Origin of the sequence: Lentzea guizhouensis (assembly GCF_001701025.1) — a bacterium.
Taxonomy (GTDB): domain Bacteria; phylum Actinomycetota; class Actinomycetes; order Mycobacteriales; family Pseudonocardiaceae; genus Lentzea; species Lentzea guizhouensis.
This window is the reverse complement of record NZ_CP016793.1, coordinates 1,952,163-1,976,601: the sequence shown is the minus strand read 5'-3', so window position 1 is coordinate 1,976,601 and position 24,439 is coordinate 1,952,163. Positions and strand designations below refer to the sequence as shown.

The following is a 24,439-nucleotide window of genomic DNA, read 5'->3' as shown; positions in this document are numbered from 1 at the left end:
CGGGTTTGTGATCGGCAATCTGAATCCTTGCACGGGATCACGCCTGCGAAACGTCCTCCTCGACCACAGCGAGAGCTGCATCGATTCGCTCGCGCGCACCGGCGAGATGCTGCTCACACGTCTTGGCGAGCTGCTCACCGCGTTCCCAGAGCGCGAGCGAGTCCTCCAGCGACAGGCCACCGGCCTCCAGCTTGCGGACCACCTCGACCAGCTCGTCGCGGGCGGCTTCGTAACCCAGTGTTTCCCTCTGGGTGGCTTCCTGTTGCGTTTCCGAACTCACGCGGACTGGCTCCTCAGGCGGCTCAGCACGGTCGCGACGGCCAGGTCGTACCCGACCAGCGCCTCCGCGAACTCCTCGCCGTCACCCTCTCGCACCGCCTCGTCGATGAGCGCCTCGGCCTCCGCGACGCGCCGGTACTGCACCGTGCCCGCCGTCGCCTCGCTCAGGTCGTGCAGCGTGAGGATCAGCGTGCGGCGGCTGGGCGGGTCGCAGGCGCCCACCAGCTCGGTCCAGCACGCCGCGGCGGCCTTGTTCGCCGCCTCCGCCAAGGTCTGCAGCCCGGACGCGCACTCACCGGCCGCCTCCATCGTCAGGGGCAGGAACACGGCATCACGCATCATCGGTACCTCCCCCTCCCGAATCAGTGACCACTGCTCGCACTGCTCCGTCAACGACGCGTACCCGCAGCTGTGTTCCGCTCGGGGCGTCCGTCACAGACCGCAACACGCCGTCCGGCCCGTCGGGTGTGACGAGCTGCACAACGGCATATCCGCGGGCCAGCGTGGCGGCTGGTCCGAGGGTCGTCAAGCGGGCTTTCGTCCCGGAGAGGTGGACGTCCTCGCGGTCGAGACGTTGCGTGACGGCCCGCCGACCCTGCTCGCGCATCCGGTTCACCTCTTCGGCCCTGCGGTCGAGCGGACCGTACGGGTCCGAAAGCACAGGTCGTGAGCGCAGCTGGTCGAGCAGGCGGCGTTCGCGGTCGACCCAGCCGTGCAGCGCGCGCCGGCCGCGGTCGCGCATCTGCCGGACCCGTTCACTCTCCTCGGCGACGTCGGGAACCACCCGTTTGCCCGCGTCGGTGGGAGTCGAACAACGCACGTCAGCGACGTGGTCAATGAGCGGGGTGTCCGGTTCGTGCCCGATCGCGGACAGCACCGGCGTGCGGCACGACGCGACCGCGCGGCACATCGCCTCGTCGGAGAACGGCAGCAGGTCCTCCACGCTGCCGCCGCCGCGGGCGATGATGATCACGTCGCACTCCGGGTCGCGGTCCAAAGTGGACAGTGCGGTCATCACCTGGGTGACCGCGGTCGGGCCCTGCACGGCGACGTTGATGACGCGGAAGTGCGCGCCGGGCCAACGGTTCCGCGCGTTCGTCAGCACGTCGCGCTCGGCGGCGGAGGCGCGTCCGGTGACGAGTCCGATCTTCTGCGGCAGGAACGGCGGCCTGCGCTTGCGGCGCGGGTCGAACAGGCCCTCGGCGTGCAGCAGCTTGCGCAGCCGTTCGATGCGGGCGAGCAGCTCACCGATGCCGACCGCGCGGATCTCGTCGGCGCGCAACGAGAGCGTGCCGCGGTTCGGGTAGAAGCTGATCTTGCCGTGCACGATCACCCGGCTGCCCTCGGTCAGCTGCAGCTCGCGCACCATCCCGGAGCTCGCGGTGATCGACATGGACATGTCGACGCTCGGGTCGCGCAGGGTCAGGAACGCCGTGGAGCTGCGGGCGTTGAGCTGCGTGACCTGGCCCTCGACCCAGACCTCGCCGAGCCTGTTGATCCAGTCGAGCAGCTTGCGCGCGACCGTCCGCACCGGCCACGGGTTCTCCGGCGTGGATTTGTCGGTCACTGAGTCTTGACCGTCGCGATCCGCCGGTTGAGCATCCCGATGAACTCGGGCCGGCCCGCATGGTCCTTCTCGTAGCGCAGCAGCTCTTCGAGGTGCTCAAGAGAGAGATTGCGCAACCGCGCGCGCAGCTGGGCGATCGACAGCTCGTCGTAGGACGGCAGGAACTCCGGCACCTCGGCGAGCGCGCGCTCTTCTTCTTCCCACGGGTCGTCGGCGGGAGTTTCCTGAGAAGTCGTGACGGGCGTCTCGTCCTCGTCGAACGTCGCCCACTCCGGCTCTTCCTCGGCCGGCCTCAGTCCGGAGAGGACGTCATCGCCCTTGATGGCGAGTTCGGTCACATGCTGCTGCACGCGCATCGACAGCTGCATCGCCTCGCTGACCACCGTCAACGGGAGTCCGGCGAGCTGCTGGGGCAGCTTGCGGGCCTGTTCGAGGGCGGTCACCGCGAGCCCGGCGGCGACGCGGACACCCAATGGCAGTGGCTTCATGCGCTCTAGCCTGCCGCACCAGCGCATCGAATGCCTAGGAACGGGCCTGGGTACCCTGGAGGCATGCCCAAGCGAGTCCTGTTGGCGAAGCCGCGTGGTTACTGCGCGGGCGTTGATCGTGCCGTCGAGACGGTCGAGCTCGCCCTCGAGAAGTACGGCGCTCCCGTCTACGTGCGCAAGGAGATCGTCCACAACAAGTACGTCGTGGAGACCCTGTCCGACCGGGGCGCGATCTTCGTCAACGAGACCGACGAGGTCCCCGAGGGCGCGCTCGTGGTGTTCTCGGCGCACGGCGTGTCGCCGGCGGTGCACGCGGAGGCCGAGCAGCGGTCGTTGCGCACCATCGACGCGACCTGCCCGCTGGTGACCAAGGTCCACAAGGAAGCCGTGCGGTTCGCCAAGGAGGACTACGACATCCTCCTGATCGGCCACGAGGGGCACGAAGAGGTCGAGGGCACCGCCGGTGAGGCGCCCGACCACGTGCAGCTCGTGGACACCGCCGAGGACGCCGCCACCGTCGAGGTGCGCGACCCGTCGAAGGTGATCTGGCTGTCGCAGACCACGCTCTCGGTCGACGAGACCATGGTGCGCGTCCGGCAGCTCAAGGACCGCTTCCCCGAGCTGCAGGACCCGCCGTCGGACGACATCTGCTACGCCACCTCGAACCGCCAGACCGCGGTGAAGACGATGGCGCCGTCGTGCGACCTGGTGCTGGTCGTGGGCTCCCAGAACTCCTCGAACTCGGTCCGCCTGGTCGAGGTGGCGCTGCAGCACGGCGCCAAGGCCTCCTACCTGATCGACTACGCCAAGGAGGTCGACCTGGCGTGGCTCGAGGGCGTCGAGACCGTCGGCGTCACCTCCGGCGCGTCGGTGCCGGACCTGCTGGTGATGGAGCTGCTGAAGTTCCTGGAGACGCACGGGTTCGGTGAGGTCGAGGAGATCACGACGGCGAACGAGCGGATCACGTTCTCGCTGCCGCGCGAGCTCCGCAAGGACCTCGTCCGCTAACCGAGGCCGCGCAGGGCCTGGTCCACGTCCAGGCCCCACCGCAGCACCGCGTCCTGGCCGGCCGAGACGAGCGTGGTGCCGTCCCGGTGCCACGCCAGGTGCGTGACCGGCTTGCCGTGTCCCCGCAGGGTGGCCCACGCCGACCGTGACCCGACGTCCCAGACCACGGCGGCGTGGTCGTCGCCGCCGCTGGCGAGCCGGGTCGAGTCGGGGCTGAACGCCAGCGCGGTGACCGTGCCGTTGTGGCCGCGCAGCTCACCGACCGGCTGCCGGGTGGCGGTGTCCCAGAGCAGGATCATGCCGTCTTCCCCGGCGCTGGCCATCAGGCGTCTGTCGGGGGACATCGCGAGCGCGCGCACCGGTCCGTCGTGCCTGCGTGGGAGCACAGATGCCTCCCACGACCTGATGTCGCGCACGGTCACCTGGCCGCTGGAGGAACCCAGCACCACCTCGTCCTGGCGGCTGCCGAACGCGACGACCGTCGACCTGCCGTCGTGCAGGCTCGTGACCGGTCGCGGTGGCGCGGACCTGTCGTGCAGCGCCGTCCACGCCCCCGCCGGCACGTCACCACCGGTCGTCACCACACCGTGCGGACCGAACGCGACCGAGTCCGGCGGCGTGCGCTGGTTCGTGAAGCTCGGGTCGGCGAGGTCGCGGACCGTGCGCCCGGTCGCGACGTCGCGCACGGTCAGCGGTGACCCGGTGGCACCGCTGACGACCTGACGGCGGTCGGGGGAGAACTCGGCGACGACCTGACCGCCTGTACCGGTCGTGGTGCGACTCGTGACCGCGAGCGTGGTGCCGTCACGGCGTTCGAACACGCCGGCGTCGTTGAACGTGAGGATCGTGCCGTCGTCTTCGACGCTGAGCGCGCGCACCTGGTGCGCGCTGATCGCTGCAACGCTGCCGGGAGGCCAGAACCGCACGTGGCCCGCCGGCCCGAGCACCCCGATGGTGCCGTCGGGTGCGAAGAACGCCCTGGAGCCGTCCCCGCCGGCGTCGATCGGAGCCAGCGCGACGTTGTGGACGAGGTCGTACAGGTGCACCGCGGTGCCGCCGATGCCGGACGAGGCGAGCAGCGTGCCGTCGGAGCTGACCGACACCGACGCGGGGGTCTGGTAGTTCGTGACCGTGGTGACGAGGGTGCCCGTGGCGGTGTTCCACAGCTGCACCCGGCCGTCCCGCCCGGCCACCGCGAGCCGGCCGTCCGGCAGTGCGGCCAGGCCGTTGACGTCGCTCGTGCCGGTGCTGAAGCCGTTGATCCGCCGTCCGGTGGCCAGCTCCCACAGCACGACCTCCACCCCGTGCGACACCACGACCACCCTGGCGTCGGGGCTGAGCGCGACGACCCCGGCGCGCCGGTCGACGGGGATCTCGTGCCTGACCCGCCGGGTCTGCAGGTCCCACAGCGAGGTGCCGATGAGCACCGCTCCGCCGTCCGCGGCGAACATCAGCCCGTGTGCTTCGCCGACCTCGCGCAGCACGACCGGCTGGGCGTCCGGTGCGCTCCAGTAGGTGACCCGGCCGTCCTTCTCCTCGATGGCCACGCCGGTGCCACCGGTCACGTTGTCCCAGCTGACCAGGCCGTTGCTCGCGGAGGTGCTCAGCTTCACGGTGGGCTTGAGGGTGGTGGCGTCGTAGAGCTGCACGCCGTCCCGTTGGCCCAAGGCGACGAAATCCTTGCCGAACCCCATCGAGAGAGTGCCCTCGTGTGACAGCGTGCGCGCGCGTCCGGCCGTGGCGGTGCTGAGCAGCCTGCCGCGGGCTTCGGGCGTCGGGTGCGTCCGGTAAGCCTCGACGGCCTTGCTGGCGGCCAGTTCCGGGTTGCTCGCGACAAGTGCTTCCGATAGCGCGGCCAGTTGTTGTGACTGGGCGATGTCACTGGCTTCCTGCACCGCGCGCATCTGCGAGATGGCGACCGTCGCGCTGACGGTGGTGATCAGCAGCAGTGTGATGAGCCCTGCTGCCGCCCACTTGAGCCGGGTCGTGCGGCGGCGTTCGAGGTGCTTGGACGCTTGCAGGAAGTCCCGCTCGGTCCGCGTGAGCTCGGGTTCGCTGCGGCCGAGCCACTCGGTCGCCGAGGCCAGCCGGGCCGTGCGGTAGAGGGCGCCGGTGTCGCGGCCGAGCTCTTCCCACACGCGGGCGGCCTCGGTGAGCCTGCGGTGGGTCTTCAGGCCCTCGCGGTCCTCGTCGAGCCACTCCCGCAGCCGAGGCCAGGTGCGGAACAACGCCTCGTGCGTGACCTCGACGGTGTGCTCGTCGACCGTGATGAGCCGTGCGTCGGCGAGGACGTTGAGCACCTCTTCGCCCACGACGTCCGTACGCGGGATAGGCCTCTTCGCGCCGTCAGTGCTCAGTCGGAGGAGGAGCTGCTTGGCGAGCCGTTGCTGTTCTTCGTCGAGTTCGGCGTACGCGGTCTCGGCACTCTGCGCGAGCGCACCGTGGATACCGCCCACCGCCTGGTAGCCGGCGAGCGTGAGCGTGTTGCCCCTGCGCCGGTACCAGGTCTCCTGCAGGGCGTGGCTGACCAGCGGCAATACCCCGTTGCGGCCGGCCGCCTCGGCCACGATGGTGGTCAGCAACGCCGTCTCGACCGTGCACCCGGCCTTCGCCGCGGGCTGGGTGATAGCGCGCCTCAGCTCGTCAGGGCTCATCGTGCCGAGGAGCACCTGTGCGTCCGTGAGCGCTTGGGCGAGCTCGGGGTGTTCCGCGCAGTTCGGGTAGTAGTCGGACCGGATGGCGATCGCCGTCTTGCACTTCGCGTTCAGCAGCGACGCGAGGAACACCTGCCGTTGCGTGGCGTCCTCGCACAGCGTGAAGACCTCTTCGAACTGGTCCACGACCAGCAGGTCCGGGTCCTGCGCGAGGGCTTCGGCGATGGCGGTGTCCGGGTCGGCGCCGGGACTGAAGACGACCGCGTTCGCGAACCCGGGCGCGATACCGGCCCTCAGCAACGACGACTTGCCTTCACCCGACGCCCCGAACACGGCGAGGAACCGCTGCCGTTCGAGTCGTTCGAGCAACGCGTTGGTGAGCGCCTCACGTCCGAAGAACCGGTCGGCGTCCTCTCTCGCGAACGCCTTCAATCCCACGTACGGCGACGGTCCGTCGTTGACCTGACTCTGCGCCAGTTGAACGGCGAGGTCATGCCACCGTTGCTCCCAACGCTCCCCGTTGCCGCCACACGCCCTGACGTACGCGAGCGTCACGTCGAGCCCCGGCAGCTTCCGCCCGCCGGCCGCGTCCGACAGCGTGCTCGCCGAGAAGTGCGCGATGCGCGCCAACTCCCGGTAGCTCGGCTTGCCGGCGTCGGTGCGGAGTTGTCTCAACTCTGCCGCGAACGACAACAGCGGTGAGTCGCCGTCGTCCAGCGGACGTTCCCCTCTAGGCATCGAACTCATGCTCGCAGAGTGGGCGTTGATCAGGCCGTTGTTGTCCGTGATCCGTTGTACGTGGTTGGCGGCTGCGATCCCGTACAACGGACCGCGCGCGATTTACCAGGTCAGCGGTCGTCGCGCGGTGGCCGGGGCCGGCGCTGCCCAGCCGGGCGCTCGCCCCGGGCCGCACCTTCCGGTCGCGCCGGCGAGCCGGCGCACCCTCAGGACGCGGCCGACGCGCAGGGGCCCCCTCGGGTCGTGGACGGCGCGGACGCTCCTCGGGCTCCTCCACGACCTCCTCGCGCTCGCGCGCGGGCTTGCGGGCCGGCTTGTTGCGCGACTTGATCTCGGCCTTCGCCTCGCGGACCTCGTCGGCGGTCGGGCGGTTCGGGTCCTTCTGCAGGAAGATGCGCAGGACGCCCAGCGCCACGGTGACGGCGGTGGTGATGGCCATGACCGGGAAGCTGTCGATCAGCGGCTTGCCCAGGTTCAGCGCCATGGCGGCGAGGCCGCCCTTCTGCACGCCGCCGCCCATCAGGACCAGCAGCGGGACGGTGGCGGCGAGGATCAGCGGCGGCTGCACCATCGGGGCGAACAGGCTGCGGCGCTGGACCAGCAGGATCGCGGCGAGCGCGCCGATGAAGAACGCGACGTTGAACGTCCAGCCGACGGTCTTGGTGGCGTTGATGTCGATGAACGCACTGATGGCCGCCGGGATGAACGCGCAGAGGATCGCGGCCCACCACGGGATGCCCTTGAACGACCCGCCGATGGCCCGGTAGTTCCACGGCACGGCGTCGTAGTCCTCGACCTCGTCGAGGTCGTCCTGACGGTCACGCAGCTCACTCACGAGGCACACGGTAGCCGTTCGGCCATTCGGTGTTCGTCAGTCCGTGGTTATCTCACCCAGAAGCAACCTGGTTGCACGCTCTGTGCGTTTTAAGCGGACTGTTCGTCCGCCCTTCGGACGAGCGGGAGGGGCGTTGGGGTGGCGGAGGCGTCGGTGAGTGGTTCCACGCTGGCCCGGAAGCCCTCCAGTGCGTCCAGCTCCCGGCGCCGGGCCGAGAGGAAGCGCTGCAGGTGGGTGCTGGAGAGGTTGACCGCGTCGATGGCCGTGTCGGCGGCGCGGTGGGCCCGGCCCGCCTGCACGCGGACCTGTTCGACGTCGTCGGCCAGCGCCCGTTCGGTCACCGCGAACATCGCCGAGGAGGCGATCACCGCGAACCCGGTCGGGCCGCACAGGAACACGCGGCGGTCCAGCAGCCAGCGCAGCAGCTCGGGGTCGGTGTCCAGGGCGGCGACGACGGCGCCGTCGTTGGGCACGAACATGATCGTGCCGTAGATCGCGTCGGCCCACCGCTGGTAGCCCTTGCCGGCCAGTTCGGCGGCGCGCGAGCGGATGTTGCGGACGTGCACGCGCAGGGCGTCCTGGCGTTCCTGCGGGTCGTCGGTCTCGACCGCCTCCGCCCAGGTCGCCATCGACATCTTCGAGTCGACCGGGACCGCGCGGCCGCCGCCGACGTTGAGCACCATGTCGGGACGGACCGAGCCGCCGCCCGCCACGTCGGTCTGCAGCGTGTAGTGCAGGTTTTCCCTCAGCCCGAGCGCGCGCGCCGTCTCGACGAGCACCTGTTCACCGAGTTCGCCGCGGCCGGAGACGCTGGAGAACGCCACTTCATACCGTTGCAACGCGGCTTGCTGCGCGTCCACGCGCGCGCGTTCGGCTTGGATGGCGTGCATGGCTTCGTCGGTCCGCCGGACGCTGTCCTGGTACAGGCGCCAGACGAACACCAGCGCCCCGGCGCACACGAGGGCCAGGACGAGCGAGGCGGTGATGATCACTGCGGTCACGGCACCGATGATGCTCCCCCACCGAAGTTGAACTCGATCGGGTGACACGCCGGGAACCCTCCCGGGGTTTTGTCAGACCCCGTCTCTACGGTTGGGCCCATGCGGATCCTGCACACCTCCGACTGGCACGTGGGGCGGACGTTCCACGGTCGCGACCTGCTCGTGGAGCAGGAGTCGGTGCTGGGCGGCCTCGCTGACCTGGTCGCTTCCGAGAAGGTCGACGTGGTCGTCATCTCCGGCGACCTGTACGACCGGGCGGTGCCGTCGGCGGACGCGGTGTCGTTGTGCGCGCGGGTGCTGATGAGGATCCGCGCGGCCGGGGCGCGGATCGTGATCACGCCGGGCAACCACGACTCGGCGGCGCGGATCGGCGTGTTCGGCGAGTTCGCGGCGGCCGGCGGGCTGCACCTGCGCACGTCGATCGCGGAGCTGGCTCGGCCGGTGGAGCTGGAGGACGAGCACGGACCCGTTGCGGTGTACGGGATCCCGTTCCTGGAACCGGAGCCCGCGCGGCACGTCCTGGGTGTTGTGGAGAAGGGCCACGCCGGGGTGCTGACCGAGGCGATGCGGCGGGTCAGGGCCGACCTGGCCGGTCGCGAGGCGCGGTCGGTCGTGCTGGCGCACGCGTTCGTCACCGGCGGGGCGCCGTCGGAGTCCGAGCGGACCATCGCGGTCGGCGGTGTGCAGGACGTGTCCTCCCAGGTCTTCTCGGGCGTGGACTACGTGGCGCTGGGGCACCTGCACGGGCCGCAGACGCTGGCGGAAAATCTGCGCTACTCGGGCAGCCCGCTCGCGTACTCGTTCTCCGAGGCGCGCCACCGCAAGTCCGTCTGGCTGGTCGAGCTCGACGCGGGCGGGCTCGTCGGCGTGGAGAGGCGCGACCTGCCGGTGCCGCGCGCGCTCGCGACGGTCACGGGCACGTTGGAGGGGGTGCTGGCCGACCCGGCGCACACCCCGCTGGAGGACCACTTCCTGTCGGTGGTGCTGACCGACCAGGTGCGGCCGATGGACGCGTTGCGGCAGCTGCAGAAGCGGTTCGAGCACGCGGTGCACGTGGAGTGGCGGCCGGAGCACGGGCCGCAGCACAACATGACCTACGCCGAGCGGGTGCGCGGCCGGTCCGACGAGGAGGTGGCCTGCTGCTTCGTCACCGACGCGCGCGGGTCCGACCCGTCGGAGGCAGAGAAGGCGTTGCTGCGCGAGGCTTTCGCGTCGGTGGCGAGGGAGCGGGAGCAATGAGGCTGCACCGGCTCGAGCTGACCGCGTTCGGTCCGTACCCGCGGCCGGAGACCGTCGACTTCGACGAGCTGGGCGCGGACGGGCTGTTCCTGCTGCACGGTGACACGGGCGCGGGCAAGACGACGTTGCTGGACGCGGTGGCGTTCGCGTTGTTCGGCCGGGTGCCCGGCGCGCGTGGTGACGTGAAGAAGCTGCGCTGCGAGTACGCCGACCCCGAGACGCCGACCGAGGTGTCGCTGGAGCTGACGGTGCAGGCCCGCCGGTTCCGGATCGTGCGCTCGCCGGAGTTCGACCGGCCGAAGAAGCGCGGCGGCGGCTACACGACGCAGCCCGCGAAGTGCTCGCTCACCTGGCTGGAGGGCTGGGACGGCGAGGGCATCACCCGCATCGACGACGTGGCGCGCGCGGTCGAGGACCTGCTGGGCATGTCGTACGAGCAGTTCTTCCAGGTGGTCCTGCTGCCGCAGGGGGAGTTCGCGAAGTTCCTGCGGTCGGAGACGGCCGAGCGGGAAGTTCTGCTGGAGAAGCTCTTCGGCACCGAGCGGTTCCTCGACGTGGAGAAGTGGTTCCGCGACAGGAGGGTCACCGCGGGCCGGGTGCTGGAGGAGCGCCGGCGGGGTGCCCGTGAGCTGATGCACCGCGTGGCCGAGGCCGCCGGTGAGGAGCCCTCCGACGAGCCGGACTGGCTGGAGTCGGTGCTGGACCGCCTGTCCCGCACGGTGAAGGACCTGGAGGAGCGGTCGGTGGAGACGGCCGGTCTCGCCGACTCCGCGGACGCGCTGCTGGCGCAGGCCCGCGTGCACGCCGAGCAGATCCGCCGGGTCCGCGAGGCCCGCGAGTTGCTGAAGCGGGTGGAGGACGCCGACTCCGCCTCCTGGTTCGCCGAACGTGACGCGGCCCGCCGCGCCGCGCCCGTCGTGCCCGCGCACGCCGAGATCGCGAAGCTGCAGCAGTCCTACGAGTTCGCGGTGCGCGACGAAGCCCGCGCCGCCGCCGCGTTGCAGGAGCTGGGGTACACCGGCTCCGAGCTGCGCGAGGACGCCGAACGGTTCCGCGAGGAGGCCGGCGGTCTCGGTGAGCTCGCCGCGGAGGCCGAGCGCCAGAAGGCCGACGAACGCCGTCTCTCCGAGCTCAAGCACTCCTCCTACCAGGTCGAACGCCGGCTGCTGTCGTTGAACGCCGAGCTGGAGGTGCTGCCGGAGCGCCTCGCCCAGTGCCGCGCGTTGCTCGACACCGCCGTGGAGGCCTCCGCCCGGCTGGAGGGCCTGAAGGCCAAGGCCCAGGCCGCCGAGGCGCTGCCGGGTGCGCTGCAGGCGTTGGAGCTGCGCAAGAAGGAGCTGCACGAGGCGATCGACGTCCACCAGAAGGCCAAGGACGTCCTGCAGCAGGTCCGGCACCAGAGACTCGAGAACATGGCGATCGAGCTGGCAGCGGCGTTGAAGCGCGGCAAGCCCTGCGCGGTCTGCGGTTCCCCGAGCCACCCGGCCCCGGCGCAGCCCATGCTGGGCGGCGTCGGCGCGGCCGACGAGGACGAGGCCGCCCGCGACGAGCAGACGGCCCTGGAGGGCCGCAACGCCGCGGAGAGGGCTCAGCAGGCCGCCGAGCTGCGCATCCAGTCGTGCTGGGACACCCTCGGCTCCGACGAGCCCGCCGCCGTGATCGCCGAGCACCGCGCCGCCGCCGAGCTGGCCCGCACCCGTTCGCAGCGCCAGACCGAGTTCGTGGCGCTGGAGGCCAAGACCCGCGACCTGGGCGCCGAGAAGTCCCGCGTCGAACAGGACCTCGTGGGCCTGCGCACCGAACACCAGTCGCTGACCACGACCGTCGAGGTCCGCGCCGCCCGCCTGGACGAGGCCCGCGGCGAGCACGAGGACGTCCTGACCCGCCGCAACCACCTCCTGACCCTGGCCAAGGCCCTGGTCGCCCTCGCCGACCGCCGCACGGCCCGCGACGCCGCCCAGGCCCGTGTGCACGAGCAGGAGTCCCTGGTCGCCGCCCTCGCCACCGAGGCGGGCTTCCCGGACGTGCCGACGGCGCTGTCCGCCGCCCGCCGGCCGTGAAGCTGCAGGCCCTCGACGACCGCATCGCGGCCTGGGAACGCGCCCGCCAGCGCGTCGGCCACCCTCGAAGAACTGGCCGGCGTCGACCGGCCGCCGCCGTCGACCTGGACGAGGTCACCGCCCAGGCCGCCGCGGCCCGCAGCACCGCCTCGGAAGCCGCCACCAACCTCGCCCGCGCCCGCGCCGCCCTGGACCGCGTGAGCGAACTGGCCACCCGCCTGCGCACCGAACGCAAGTCCCTGGAGCCGCTCGAAGCCTCCTACGCCGAGCTCGACGCCCTCACCGACGTCATCAACGGCCGCGGCCAGAACTCCAAGAAGATGACCCTGCGCTCGTACATCCTGGCCGCCCGCCTGGAGGAGGTCGCCGTGGCCGCCTCCGCCCGCCTGCACCGCATGAGCCAGGGCCGCTACAGCTTCGTCCACTCCGACTCCGCCGGCGCCAGAGGCACCCGCGGCGGTCTCAGCCTCGACGTCCTCGACGACTACTCCGGCCGCGAACGCCCGGCCAAGACCCTCTCCGGCGGCGAGTCCTTCCTCGCCTCGCTCTCCCTGGCCCTGGGCCTGGCCGACGTGGTGGCCAACGAGACCGGCGGCGCACTCCTCGACACCCTCTTCGTCGACGAGGGCTTCGGCACCCTCGACTCCGACACGCTCGACATCGTCATGAACACCCTCGACGAGCTCCGGGCAGGCGGCCGCGTGGTCGGCCTCGTCTCCCACGTCGAGGAGCTCCGCCAACGCATCCCGACCCGCCTGCGCGTCCGCAAGGCGCGCACCGGCTCGACCCTGGAGGTGTCGCTGGCCTGATCCACGCTTCCGGTGCGAGCCGCGGCGGCTGCCACCGTCAGCGCGGCTGCCTGCGAGCGGGTGGGCCCTGGCCAGCGCGGCTGCCTGCCGAGCGGCGGGTCCTGGTCAGCGCGGCCGCCTGCCGGCGGGTCGTGGTCAGCGCGGAGACGTCGGCCGGGTCGCGTGAGCGCGGTCGGGCGTCGGTGAGCCGCGCCCGACACCGCCGGGCACTGATGAGTCGTGATCAGCGCGGCAGGGCGTCGGTCAGTCGCGTTTCTTCCGTCAGCCGTCCACCAGCACGTTCTTCCGCCGGAGCCGTTCACCCACAGGAGCCCCATCAGCCTCATTTTGAAGTACGCGGGGAGCTTTCGTACCCCAGGAGCGCACGAAAGGGCCCCGCGTGCGAAGGGAGCGAGCGGAGGGGAGCGGGCGCGGTCAGGACTCGTGGGACAGCAGCCAGCGCTTCACGTCCAGGCCCCACCGGAACCCGCCCATGTCCCCGCCGATCCGGATCACCCGGTGGCACGGCACGAACAGCGCCACCGAGTTGCGCGCGCAGGCCGAGGCCGCCGCCCGCACCGCCGCCGGGCGACCGGACAGCGAGGCGTACTCGGAGTAGGTGACCGGTTCGCCGGCGCGGACGGTGCGCAGGACGTCCCACGCGTGCTGCAGGAACGGGCCCGACCGCTGGCGCACCTCGATGGAGTCGATCACCTCCAGGTCGCCCTCGTGGTAGGCCTGCACGGCCTTCGTCACGGCGCCGAGGTCGGGGCGCGGCTCGATGGAGGACGGCCTCAGGGAGGCGTGGACCTGCGGCGTCAGCAGGTCGAGGTCGGCGGTCCAGCCACTGGCCAGCACGGCTCCGTCCGGTGCGACGACCGCGGTGAACGGGCCCGCTGGGGTGTCCACAGTGGACGAATGTGCGACGCTCATGAGGTTGCTGCCTTCCTTGTCAGGTGTGCGCTCGCGTAGGAACGCCACGGCCGCCAGTCCGGGCCGTGCGGGGCCAGGTCGCGCAGGTGGGCCGGGAGCACCAGGACGTCCGGTGCGCCCAGGACCCGCATGGCTACCTCGTCGGCCACGGCGGTGCCGGTCAGCGGTGCGAGCTCTTCGGTCAGGTCCTCGATCGAGCGGCCCACGTCCACGGTGAGCCTTCCGCTCGCGAGTGCCTCGGCGACGGGGTGGTCCCCGGCCGAGTAGAGGTGGGTCAGGGAGCCGTCCGGGACCTGCAGCGGGACGCCCGTGAACGGGGCCACCAGGCGCAGCAGGGTCTCGGCGCCGTCGACGCTGCCCGCGACGCGGATGCCGGGCACGGCGCGGACGAGCGGGCCGATCAGGGGGTCCGCGCCGAGGAACGTGTCCACGGACACCGGGTCCGCGTCGAGGTCCAGCAGGCGGCGCACCCGTGCCACGGCCGTGCCGAGGTCGCGCACGTCGGACAGGCGCAGCGAGCACAGGACGTGGTCCGTCGGGAACGTCAGGCGCACGGTCGCCTCGCCGTGGGGCAGGAGCAGCGTGCGGGCGTAGGAGTCGGCGGTGACCTCCTCGACGCCGGGCAGGGCGTGCGCGCGGAAGTGCGTGAGCAGGCCCTCGGCGTCGAACGGCGGCCGGTAGGGCAGGCGCAGCACGATCCGGCCCGGTGTGCCGACCGGGGCCTTGCCGCGTCCGCGCATGTCGGAGGGGGTCGAGGCGAACACCATGCGGATGGTGTCGTTGAACTGCCTGACCGAGGCGAACCCGGCGGCGAACGCGATGTCCGCGAACGCCATCTCCGTCGTCTCGATCAGCAACCTGGCCGCGTGCGCGCGGTGGGCGCGGGCCAGTGCCAGCGGGCCGGCGCCCAGTTCGGAGGTGAGGACCCGCGTGAGGTGGCGTTCCGAGTAGCCGAGCCTGGTCGCGAGACCCGTCACGCCGTCGCGTTCGACCACGCCGTCGCTGATCAGGCGCATCGCGCGGGCGGCGAGGTCGGCGCGGAGGTTCCACTCCGGCGAGCCCGGTGTGGCGTCGGGCAGGCAGCGGCGGCAGGCGCGGTAGCCGGCGGACTGCGCGGCGGCCGCGGTGAGGAAGAACTGGCTGTTGCGGCGCTTCGGGGTCACCGCGGGGCACGACGGCCGGCAGTAGATGCCGGTCGTGCGGACCGCGTGGATGAAGCACCCGTCGAACCGGGCGTCACGCGCGGCGCACACCCGATACGCGTGCTCTTCGTCAATGACCATGGCAACGATCCTGCCAGCGACAACGGGCTATGGCTCGCGGGAATCGGACACGACCGTCGGCTGCCGTAGACTCGTCCCCCGTGAGTTTGACCCTCGGTATCGTCGGGCTGCCCAACGTCGGCAAGTCCACCCTCTTCAACGCACTGACGCGCAACGACGTGCTCGCCGCGAACTACCCGTTCGCGACCATCGAGCCGAACGTCGGCGTCGTGCCGCTGCCGGACGCACGCCTCACCAAGCTCGCCGAGATCTTCGGTTCCGAGCGCGAGGTGCCGGCCGTGGTGTCGTTCGTCGACATCGCCGGCATCGTCAAGGGCGCGTCGGAGGGCGAGGGCCTCGGCAACAAGTTCCTCGCCAACATCCGCGAGGCCAACGCCATCTGCCAGGTCATCCGCGTGTTCGACGACCCCGACGTGGTCCACGTCGACGGCCGCGTCGACCCGTCCTCCGACATGGAGACGATCAACACCGAGCTGATCCTCGCCGACCTCCAGACCCTGGAGAAGGCCATCCCGCGCCTGGAGAAGGAGGCGCGGACGCAGAAGGACCGCCGCCCCGCCCTCGATGCCGCGAACAAGGCCAAGGACATCCTCGACTCCGGCCGCACCCTGTTCTCCGCACAGTCCGAAGTGGACAACGCGCTGATCCGCGAGCTGTCGCTGCTCACCACCAAGCCGTTCCTCTACGTCTTCAACGCCGACGAGGGCGTCCTGGGCGACGAGGCCCGCATGAAGGAGCTGCGCGAGCTGGTCGCCCCGGCCGACGCGGTCTTCCTCGACGCCAAGGTCGAGTCCGAGCTGCTGGAGCTCGACGAGGAGTCCGCCCTGGAGCTCCTCGAGTCCATCGGCCAGCACGAGCCGGGCCTGCACTCGCTGGCCCGCGCCGGCTTCCACACCCTCGGCCTGCAGACCTACCTGACCGCGGGCCCGAAGGAAGCGCGCGCGTGGACGATCCCGCAGGGCGCGACGGCCCCGCAGGCGGCGGGCGTCATCCACACCGACTTCGAGAAGGGCTTCATCAAGGCCGAGGTCGTGTCGTTCGACGACCTGGTGGCCGCGGGCTCGAAGGCGGACGCGAAGGCGGCGGGCAAGGTCCGCATGGAGGGCAAGGACTACGTGATGGCGGACGGCGACGTGGTGGAGTTCCGCTTCAACGTCTGACCTGGACGTCTCACCCGCACCGTCACAGCGCAGGTACTGGTTTGACGTTCATACCTAGACTCTTGGGATGTGATCGTCGAGTACCGCGTCCTGGGACCGCTGGAGGTGCTGGCTGCCGGTGAGCCGGTCGCCGTTCCCGCCGGTCGGGGGCGCGTCTTGCTCGCCACGTTGTTGTTGCGCCCCAACCAGTTCGTCTCGGTCGACGAGCTGGTCGAGCGCATCTGGGACGGTGCGCCGGCGGATCACGAGCGGGTGCGCAAGACGCTGCAGATGGTCGTGTTGCGGCTGCGGCAGGCGCTCGGGGCGGCCAACTGCGTCCGGACGATGTCCGGTGGGTACAGCGCGGAGGTCGAGCCGGACCAGCTCGACCTGACGCGGTTCCGGGCGCTGGTGGATCAGGGGGAGTTCCGCGCGGCGCTGGAGCTGTGGCGTGGACCGGTGCTGGGCGACGTCACCTCGGAGGCGCTGCACCGCGATGACGTGCCGCCGCTGCTGGAAGAGCACGTCGTGGCGCTGGAGCGCCGGATCGACCAGGACCTGGCCCGTGACACCGGTGCGCTGGTGGCCGAGCTGCGGTCGCTCGTCCAGAGGCACCCGTTGCGGGAGACGTTCTGGGCGCAGTTGATGCTCGCGTTGCACCGGTCGAACCAGCAGGCGGAGGCACTGGCGGTCTACCAGGAGGTGCGCGGGCACCTCATGGACGAGCTGGGGGTAGACCCCGGTGAACGGCTCCGTGAGGCCCACCGGCAGGTGCTCAGCGGTGAGGTGCCGGTCGACGCCGTGCCCCGCCAGTTGCCGGCCGGCATTCCGCACTTCGTGGGGCGGGAGCGTGAGCTGGCCCGGCTCACCGAGCTGCTGCGGGCGCGGCCGGGTGAGCCCGTGTTGATCTCGGCGATCAACGGGATCGGCGGGGTCGGCAAGACCGCGCTCGCCGTGCAGTGGGCGCACCAGCAGGCCGAACGGTTCCCCGACGGCCAGCTCTACGTGAACCTGCGCGGCTTCGACACGCGGGCCGACCCGGCGGACCCGTTGTCGGTGCTCCACGACTTCCTGGTGGCGCTGGGCTTCTCCGCGAACGAGATCCCGAACTCGGCGGAAGCACTCGTAGCGGCATATCGGTCGGCGCTGGCCAAGCGGCGGATGTTGCTGTTGCTCGACAACGCGCGTGATGCCGACCAGGTGCGGCCGTTGCTGCCCGGTGGCGCGGCGAACCTGGTCGTCGTCACCAGCCGCAACCGGCTCGCCGGGCTGGCGGCCAGGGAAGGCGCGCTGCCGGTCGCGCTCGACGTGCTCGACGAACGGCAGTCGACCGCCCTGCTGGCCGAACGCATCGGCGCCGGCAGGGTCGAGGCCGAGCCGGACGCGGTGCGGAGGCTGGTCGAGCGGTGTGCCGGTCTGCCCCTCGCACTGGGCATCGTCGCGGCGCGTGCGGCGTACGGCGACGCGCTGGGCACCCTCGCCGACGAGCTCGACGGCGAACGGCTCGACGCCCTCGACATCGACGACCCCGTCACCGGCGTCCGCGCGGTCTTCTCGTGGTCCCTGCGGTCGGTCAGCGCGCCGGCGGCCACGGTGTTCGTCCTCCTCGGCCTGCACCCCGGTCCTGACTTCGCGCTGAGCGCCGTCGCCAGCCTTGCCGCGCTGTCGCGGGCCGAGACCCGGCGCGCGCTCACCGAGCTCGTCGCCGGCAGCCTCGTGCAGGTCAGCGCGAACGGCCGGTACTCGCAGCACGACCTGTTGCGCGACTACGCGGCGGAACGGGCGGCCGAGCTGCCGGCCGACGTGCGGGACGCGGCGGTGCACCGGATGTTCGACCACTACCTGCACACCACCCAGTCCTGCTGGCAGCAGCTGCAGTTCAACATCCCGCCGATCCTCACGGAGCCGCCGGCACCGGGTGTGGTGGTCGAGGAGGCCGGGGACCCGGACGCGGCGTGGGCCGGGTTCGGCGCCGAACTGCGGGTGCTGCTCGGCGTCGTCGAACGCGCGAACGAGCTGGGGGCCGACCACGTCGTCTGGCAGGTGCCGTTCATGCTGCACGGCTACCTCTCCCGCCAGGGGCACCTCGAGGCGGCGGGCCTGCACCGCCTCGCGTTGGCGGCGGCGCAGCGGCTGGGCGACCTCACCGCGCAGAGCCTCATGCACCGCAGGATCGCCTCCGTGCTCATCGGCTTCGACGACTTCGACGGCGGCGAACACCACCTGCGTGAGGCGATCCGGTGCGCGCAGCCGGGCGGCGACGTCCTGGCGGAGGCACACCTGCGGCGCGGGCTCGCGTTCACCCACGAACGGCAGGGCCGGCTCGCGGACGCGCTCGAGGTGCTGGCGGAGATCCACCCGCGGGTCGAGGGCCACAGCGACAGCTACGAGGTCGGCCGCCACCTCTCCGCTTTGGGCCGCGCCCACCACATCACGGGCGAGAACGAGCGGGCGCTCGAACTCTGCCTGCAGGCGGCCGGGAAGTTCGCCGAGACCGACTTCAACGGCCAGGACGAAGGGCCGGGCAGCAACCAGGAGACACTGGGCGACATCTACCTGGCACTGGGACGGCACGCCGAGTCCCTCGCCAGCTACGAGCGGGCGTTGCGGATGTGGCGGGACATGCGCAGCGCGACCGACATCGCCGACATCCTCCGCAAGATGGGCGAGGCGCTCATCAGGACGGGTGATCCCGGCCGGGCGCGTGAGTGCCTCGCCGAGGCCCTGCAGATCCACGAGGGAGCCCTGGACGCCGTCTACCACCTGCCGGACATGCAGCAGTTGCGCGACCTGCTCGCCTCGGTCGCTCACGCCGACGGGACGACGGCGTGAAGGCCGAGTACCGGGTGCTGGGCCCGCTCGAGGTGCTGCTGGACGGCTCGCCTGTCGTCGTGCCAGCCGGTCGCGGCCGTGTTCTGCTCGCCACGCTCTTGTTGCGCGCCAACGAGTTCGTGTCCGTCGACGAGCTGGTCGAGCGGGTCTGGGACGGTGCGCCGCCCGCGCCGGACCGGGCGCACAAGTCGCTGCACATGGTGGTGAACCGGCTGCGGCATGCGTTGGGGGCGGCCAACTGCGTGCGCACGGTGTCCGGTGGGTACAGCGCGGAGGTCGAGCCGGACCAGCTCGACCTGACGCGGTTCCGGGCGTTGGTCGAACAGGGTGCGTTCCGGGATGCGCTGGACCTGTGGCGCGGGTCGGTGCTGGCCGACGTCGCCTCCGAGGCGCTGCACCGCGACGACGTGCCGTTGTTGCTGGAAGAGCACGTCGTGGCGCTGGAGCACCGGATCGACCAGGACCTGGCCCGTGACACCGACGTGCTGGTGCCGGAGCTGCGGTCGCTGATCAAGAAGTACCCGTTGCGGGAGACGTTCTGGGCGCAGCTCATGCTCGCGCTGCAGCGGTCGAACCAGCAGGCGGAGGCGCTCGCGGTCTACGAGGAGGTGCGCAGGCACCTCGCCGACGAGCTCGGGGTCGATCCGGGGCAACGGCTGCGCGACGCCCACCAGCAGGTCCTCAGCGGGGAGGTGTCGCACGACGACGTGCCGCGTCAGCTGCCCGCGGGCATCCCGCACTTCGTCGGCAGGGAGCAGGAGCTGGCGCGGCTCGACGAGCTGGTGCGGGCGCGGCCGGGCCAGCCGGTGCTGATCTCGGCGATCAACGGGATCGGCGGGGTCGGCAAGACCGCGCTCGCCGTGCAGTGGGCGCACCGGCAGGCCGAGCGGTTCCCGGACGGGCAGCTCTACGTGAACCTGCGCGGCTTCGACACGCAGGTCGAGCCGGTCGACCCGCTGTCGGCGGCGCGCGACTTCCTCGTGGCGCTCGGCGTGCCGTCGGGCGAGGTTCCGGCGTCGGAGGACGCGCTCATCGCGGCGTACCGGTCCGCGTTGGCCCAGCGCCGCATGTTGCTGTTGCTGGACAACGCGCGTGATGCCGACCAGGTGCGCCCGTTGTTGCCCGGTGGGGCCGCGAACCTGGTGCTCATCACCAGCCGCAACCGGCTGAGCGGGCTGATCGCGCGGGAGGGCGCGCAGCCGGTCGGCCTCGACGTGCTCGACGAGGACCAGGCGGTCGGCCTGCTGACCGGACGGATCGGCGCCGCCAGGGTGCGAGCCGAGCCGGAGGCGGTGTCCCGGCTGGTCACGCGGTGTGCCGGGCTGCCGTTGGCGCTCAGCATCGTCGCTGCCCGTGCCGCCTACGGCGACTCGCTCACGGCTCTCGCGGACGAGCTCGACCAGGAACGGCTCGAGGCCCTCGACATCGACGACCCGACGACCGGCATCCGCGCGGTGTTCTCGTGGTCGCTGCGGTCGGTCGGCGAGACCGCGGTCAGGGTGTTCGTGCTCCTGGGTCTGCACCCCGGCTCCGACGCCAGTGCGGCCGCCGTCGCGAGCCTCGCCGGACTGCCGGTGGCGCAGACCCGGCGGGCGCTGAACGACCTCATCGCCGGCAGCCTCGTCCACGTCACCGCGCCCGGCCGGTACGGGTGGCACGACCTGTTGCGCGACTACGCGGCGGAACGGGCGGCCGAGCTGCCGGCCGACGTGCGGGACGCGGCGGTGCGGCGGATGTTCGACCACTACCTGCACACCGCGCACGCGTGCTGGCAGCAGCTCCAGTTCAACATCCCGCCGCTGGTCACGGCGCCGCCCGCGCCGGGTGTGCTGCTCGAACCGGTGGCGGACGCGGACGCGGCGTGGGTCCGGTTCCGCGCCGAGCACCGGGCGTTGCTCAGCGCCCTCGAACGGGCGAAGGAACTGGGCGAGGACGGGTTCGTCTGGCAGCTGGCCTTCGTGATGCACGGCTACCTCTCCCGGGAGGGCTACCTCACCGAGGCGCTGGCCGGGCACCGCGCCGGGCTGGCCGCGGCGGAGCGGCTCGGGGACTTCGACGCGCAGAGCCTCATGCACCGCAGGATCGCCGCGGTGCTGATCAGCGCGAACGAGTTCGCCCTCAGCGAGGTCCACCTGCGTGAGGCCATCCGGTGCGCGCAGCCCGGCGGCAACGTGGTCGCGGAGGCGCACCTGCGGCGCGGTCTCGCGTTCACCTACGAGAAGCAGGGCCGGCTGGCCGACGCACTCGCCGTGCTCGCGGAGGTCCACCCGCGCATGGAGGGGCACGGCGACAGCTACGAGCTCGGCCGCCACCTCGCGGCGCTCGGCAGAGCGCACAACAACGTCGGCGACGGCGTCAGGGCGCTCGAGCTGTGCCTCCTGGCGGCCGAGAAGTTCGCGGAGACCGGCTTCAACGGCCAGGACGAGGGGCCGGCCGGGAACCTGGAGACGCTGGGCGACATCTACCTCGGTCTCGGCCGGCACGCCGAGGCCGTCGAGAGCTATGAGCAGGCGGTCGACGTGTGGCGGACCATGCGCGGTGGCACCAACACGGCCGACGGTCTCGTGCTGCTCGCCAAGGCGCTCATCGTGGTGGGCGAGAACGCACGCGCACGCGAGTGCCTCTCCGAGGCGTGGCAGACCATGGCCGAGGCGCCGGACTCCGAGTACTTCCAGGAGGACGTGGACCGGATCAAGGAGCTGCTCGCGTCGATCGAGGGAGTCGAGGACGTGCCGCGGTGAGCGCCGAGTACCGCGTGCTGGGGCCGCTGGAGGTCCTGCTCGACGGGCGACCGGTGACCGTCCCGGCCGGGCGGTGCCGGGTGCTGCTCGGGACGCTGTTGTTGCGCGCCAACGAGTTCGTGTCCGTCAGCGAGCTGGTGGACCGGCTCTGGGACGGTGCACCGCCCGCACCGGACCGGGCGCACAAGACGTTGCAGATGGTGGTGACCCGGTTGCGGCAGGCGCTCGGTGCGGCCGGCTGCGTCACCACCCGCAGCGGCGGCTACGTGGCCGAGGTGGCGCCGGAGAGCCTCGACCTCACGAGGTTCCGCGCGCTGGTGCAGCAGGGGGAGTTCCGCGCGGCGCTGGAACTGTGGCGCGGTCAGGTGCTGGCCGACGTGGTCTCCGAGGCGCTGCACCGCGATGACGTGCCACCACTGCTGGAAGAACGTGTGGCCCTGGAGCGCCGGATCGACCAGGACCTGGCCCGTGACACCGGTGCGCTCGTGCCCGAGCTGCGGTCGCTCGTCCAGAGGCACCCGTTGCGGGAGACGTTCTGGGCGCAGTTGATGCTCGCGTTGCACAGGTCGAACCAGCAGGCGGAGGCACTGGCGGTCTACCAGGAGGTGCGCGGGCACCTCGCCGACGAGCTCGGGGTCGACCCCGGCGAACGGCTGCTCGACGCCCACCGGCAGGTGCTCAGCGGTGAGGTGCCTGGTGACCCCGTGCCCCGGCAACTGCCGGTCGGCGTTCCGCACTTCGTGGGGCGGGAGCGTGAGCTGGCCCGGCTCACCGAGCTGCTGCGGGCGCGGCCGGGTGAGCCCGTGTTGATCTCGGCGATCAACGGGATCGGCGGGGTCGGCAAGACCGCGCTCGCCGTGCAGTGGGCGCACCGGCAGGCCGAGCGGTTCCCCGACGGCCAGCTCTACGTCAACCTGCGCGGCTTCGACACGCAGGCGGAACCGGTCGACCCGCTGTCGGTGGCCCGTGACTTCCTGGCGGCGCTCGGTGTCGCCGCGAGCGAGATCCCGGCCTCGGAGAGCGCGCTCATCTCGGCGTACCGGTCGGCGCTGGCCGAACGCCGGGTGCTGCTGCTCCTGGACAACGCGCGCGACGTCGACCAGGTGCGCCCGTTGCTGCCCGGTGGCGCGACCAACCTGGTGGTCGTCACCAGCCGCAACCGGCTCAGCGGACTGGTGGCCAGGGAAGGCGCGCTGCCGGTCGCGCTCGACGTCCTCGACGAACGGCAGTCGGCCGACCTGCTGACCGGACGGATCGGCACGGCCAGGGCGGAGGACGAGCCCGAGGCGGTGACACGCCTGGTACGGCGCTGTGCGGGGCTGCCGCTCGCGCTGAGCATCGTCGCCGCCCGCGCGGCGTTCGGCGACTCGCTCACCGCGCTCGCGGACGAGCTCGACGGCGAACGGCTCGACGCCCTCGACATCGACGACCCCACGACCGGCGTCCGCGCGGTCTTCTCGTGGTCGTTGCGGTCCGTGAGCGAACAGGCGGCCAGGATGTTCGTCCTGCTCGGTCTGCATCCGGGGCCGGACTTCAGCGTGATCGCCGTCGCGAGCCTCTCCGCTCTCCCGCTGGCGGAGACGCGGCGCGTGCTGGCCGAGCTCGTGGCCGGCAGCCTCCTGCACTCCGATGCGCACGGCCGGTACTCGCAGCACGACCTGTTGCGCGACTACGCGGCCGAACGGGCGGCCGGCCTGCCGGCCGAGGACAGGGCAGCAGCGCTGAACCGGATGTTCGACCACTACCTGCACACCGCGCACGCCTGTTGGCAGCACCTGTCGTACAACCTCCCGCCGGTCGTCACCGATCCGCCCGCACCGGGGGTGCTGGTCGACCCGGTGCGGGACTCGGACTCGGCGTGGGCGTGGTTCGTCGTCGAGCACCGGGTGGTGCTCAGGGCCGTCGAACGCGCGGGAAGCCTGGGTGCGGACGCCTTCGTCTGGCGGGCGATGCACGTGACGCACGGCTTCCTCAGCCGGCGGCACTACCTGTACGAAGGTCTGACCGGCCACCGCCTCGGGCTGGCGGCGGCGCAGCGGCTGGGGGACCCCCACGCGCAGAGCCACATGCACCGCAGGCTCGCCGGCACCTGCATGAACGCCCAGAGGTACGACGAAGCGGAGGTCCACCTGCTCGAGGCGATCCGGTACGCCCAGTCCGTCGGCGACGTCCTCGCCGAGGCCCACCTGTGGCGCGGGCTCGCGCGCACCCACGAACGGAGGGGCCGCCTCGCGGACGCGCTCAACGTGCTGCTGGAGGTTCATCCGCGGATCGCAGGCCACCCGGACAGCTACGAGGTCGGCCGTCACCTCGCCGCCCTCGGCAGGGCACACCACATCACGGGCGACGACGTTCGTGCGATCGAGCTCTGCCTGCACGCGGCGGAGAAGTTCACCGAGACGCACTACAACGGTCAGGACGAGGGGCCTGCCGTGAACTACGAGACCCTGGGGGACATCTACCTCGGTCTGGAGCGGCACCGCGAGGCCGTCGAGTGCTACGAGCGCTCGCTCGAGCTGTGGCAGCAGATGCGCGACGAGACCAATGTGGCCGACGGTCTCATCCTGCTCGGTACTGCTCTCTACGCGACGGGGGAGAAGACTCGCGCGCGGGAGTGCGCAGCCCAGGCGCAGCAGTTGATCGAGGGGTCGCTCATGGAAGCGCTCGAGTTGCACCAGCTCGAGCGCCTTCATGAGCTGATCGCGGCGACGGGCGGCGACTGACACCGGGAAGTCCCGGTCGAGTTCATTCGTGAGAAATCTGATGACTGCCCGTCACCACCGGTGTGCGGAGAGCTGAAAGTCCTGCGAGACAGGAAAATCAGGTTTGTACCGGCCTTCGTGGGGTATCCGAG

Annotated in this window: 15 protein-coding genes and 1 pseudogene; 7 read left to right on the top strand and 9 right to left on the bottom strand. The window is 71.5% G+C overall.

Annotation, left to right across the window (positions count from 1 at the left end):
• Positions 1–37: 37 nt before the first annotated feature.
• The 4 genes from BBK82_RS09870 to BBK82_RS09855 are packed head-to-tail and all read right to left on the bottom strand — an operon-like array spanning position 38 to position 2,334.
• Positions 38–280: an exodeoxyribonuclease VII small subunit gene (locus BBK82_RS09870; RefSeq protein ID WP_065914727.1), complete on the bottom strand. Its 243-nt coding sequence runs from the start codon at positions 278–280 to the stop codon at positions 38–40.
• The gene (locus BBK82_RS09865; protein ID WP_237048112.1) at positions 277–621 is read right to left on the bottom strand and encodes a sugar ABC transporter substrate-binding protein; all 345 of its coding nucleotides are present in this window, start codon (positions 619–621) and stop codon (positions 277–279) included. Before BBK82_RS09865 ends, BBK82_RS09870 begins: the two co-directional genes overlap by 4 nt.
• Positions 611–1,846: an exodeoxyribonuclease VII large subunit gene (xseA, locus tag BBK82_RS09860; protein WP_065914726.1), complete on the bottom strand. Its 1,236-nt coding sequence runs from the start codon at positions 1,844–1,846 to the stop codon at positions 611–613. Before xseA ends, BBK82_RS09865 begins: the two co-directional genes overlap by 11 nt.
• Complete coding sequence (locus BBK82_RS09855) at positions 1,843–2,334, bottom strand: lipid droplet-associated protein (RefSeq protein ID WP_065914725.1); 492 nt, start codon at positions 2,332–2,334, stop codon at positions 1,843–1,845. Before BBK82_RS09855 ends, xseA begins: the two co-directional genes overlap by 4 nt.
• 63 nt (positions 2,335–2,397) lie before the next feature.
• Between BBK82_RS09855 and BBK82_RS09850 the strand changes: the two genes are divergently transcribed.
• Entirely contained in the window at positions 2,398–3,342 is a 945-nt protein-coding gene (locus BBK82_RS09850; RefSeq protein ID WP_179953766.1) for a 4-hydroxy-3-methylbut-2-enyl diphosphate reductase, read from the top strand.
• Here the strand turns inward: BBK82_RS09850 and BBK82_RS09845 are convergent.
• The 3 genes from BBK82_RS09845 to BBK82_RS09835 all read right to left on the bottom strand — a co-directional run bounded on the left by BBK82_RS09845 (position 3,339) and on the right by BBK82_RS09835 (position 8,570).
• Positions 3,339–6,734, bottom strand: coding sequence for an nSTAND1 domain-containing NTPase (locus tag BBK82_RS09845; protein ID WP_170067892.1), 3,396 nt, complete (start codon positions 6,732–6,734; stop codon positions 3,339–3,341). The two genes, BBK82_RS09850 and BBK82_RS09845, sit on opposite strands and share 4 nt — an antisense overlap.
• Positions 6,727–7,569 (bottom strand): DUF6542 domain-containing protein, encoded by an 843-nt coding sequence (locus BBK82_RS09840; RefSeq protein WP_083267895.1) that lies wholly within the window; start codon positions 7,567–7,569, stop codon positions 6,727–6,729. The genes BBK82_RS09845 and BBK82_RS09840 overlap by 8 nt, the downstream gene beginning before the upstream one ends.
• 89 nt (positions 7,570–7,658) lie before the next feature.
• Positions 7,659–8,570 carry a DNA recombination protein RmuC gene (locus tag BBK82_RS09835; protein ID WP_065914722.1) on the bottom strand — a complete coding sequence of 304 codons (912 nt, stop codon included), beginning with the start codon at positions 8,568–8,570 and terminating at the stop codon, positions 7,659–7,661.
• 99 nt (positions 8,571–8,669) lie between these two features.
• Between BBK82_RS09835 and BBK82_RS09830 the strand changes: the two genes are divergently transcribed.
• A complete protein-coding gene (locus tag BBK82_RS09830; RefSeq protein ID WP_065914721.1) occupies positions 8,670–9,809 on the top strand; it encodes an exonuclease SbcCD subunit D in 1,140 nt (379 codons plus the stop codon).
• Positions 9,806–12,678, top strand: a pseudogene (locus BBK82_RS09825) (AAA family ATPase). Before BBK82_RS09830 ends, BBK82_RS09825 begins: the two are co-directional and overlap by 4 nt.
• 414 nt (positions 12,679–13,092) lie before the next feature.
• Here BBK82_RS09825 and BBK82_RS09820 read toward each other — a convergent pair.
• Together BBK82_RS09820 and BBK82_RS09815 are read right to left on the bottom strand one after the other, a co-directional pair.
• Positions 13,093–13,590, bottom strand: coding sequence for a methylated-DNA--[protein]-cysteine S-methyltransferase (locus tag BBK82_RS09820; protein ID WP_065914720.1), 498 nt, complete (start codon positions 13,588–13,590; stop codon positions 13,093–13,095).
• Positions 13,587–14,873, bottom strand: coding sequence for a bifunctional transcriptional activator/DNA repair enzyme AdaA (locus BBK82_RS09815; protein ID WP_065914719.1), 1,287 nt, complete (start codon positions 14,871–14,873; stop codon positions 13,587–13,589). The genes BBK82_RS09820 and BBK82_RS09815 overlap by 4 nt, the downstream gene beginning before the upstream one ends.
• A gap of 80 nt (positions 14,874–14,953) precedes the next feature.
• Between BBK82_RS09815 and ychF the strand changes: the two genes are divergently transcribed.
• The 4 genes from ychF to BBK82_RS09795 all read left to right on the top strand — a co-directional run bounded on the left by ychF (position 14,954) and on the right by BBK82_RS09795 (position 24,308).
• On the top strand, positions 14,954–16,033 hold the full coding sequence (gene ychF, locus BBK82_RS09810) for a redox-regulated ATPase YchF (protein ID WP_065914718.1): 1,080 nt from the start codon (positions 14,954–14,956) through the stop codon (positions 16,031–16,033).
• Positions 16,034–16,102: 69 nt separating this feature from the next.
• Positions 16,103–18,844: an AfsR/SARP family transcriptional regulator gene (locus BBK82_RS09805; protein WP_065914717.1), complete on the top strand. Its 2,742-nt coding sequence runs from the start codon at positions 16,103–16,105 to the stop codon at positions 18,842–18,844.
• Positions 18,841–21,585, top strand: a complete 2,745-nt coding sequence (locus BBK82_RS09800) for an AfsR/SARP family transcriptional regulator (protein WP_065914716.1) — start codon at positions 18,841–18,843, stop codon at positions 21,583–21,585. The genes BBK82_RS09805 and BBK82_RS09800 overlap by 4 nt, the downstream gene beginning before the upstream one ends.
• Positions 21,582–24,308, top strand: a complete 2,727-nt coding sequence (locus BBK82_RS09795; protein WP_065914715.1) for an AfsR/SARP family transcriptional regulator — start codon at positions 21,582–21,584, stop codon at positions 24,306–24,308. The genes BBK82_RS09800 and BBK82_RS09795 overlap by 4 nt, the downstream gene beginning before the upstream one ends.
• Positions 24,309–24,439: the final 131 nt, after the last annotated feature.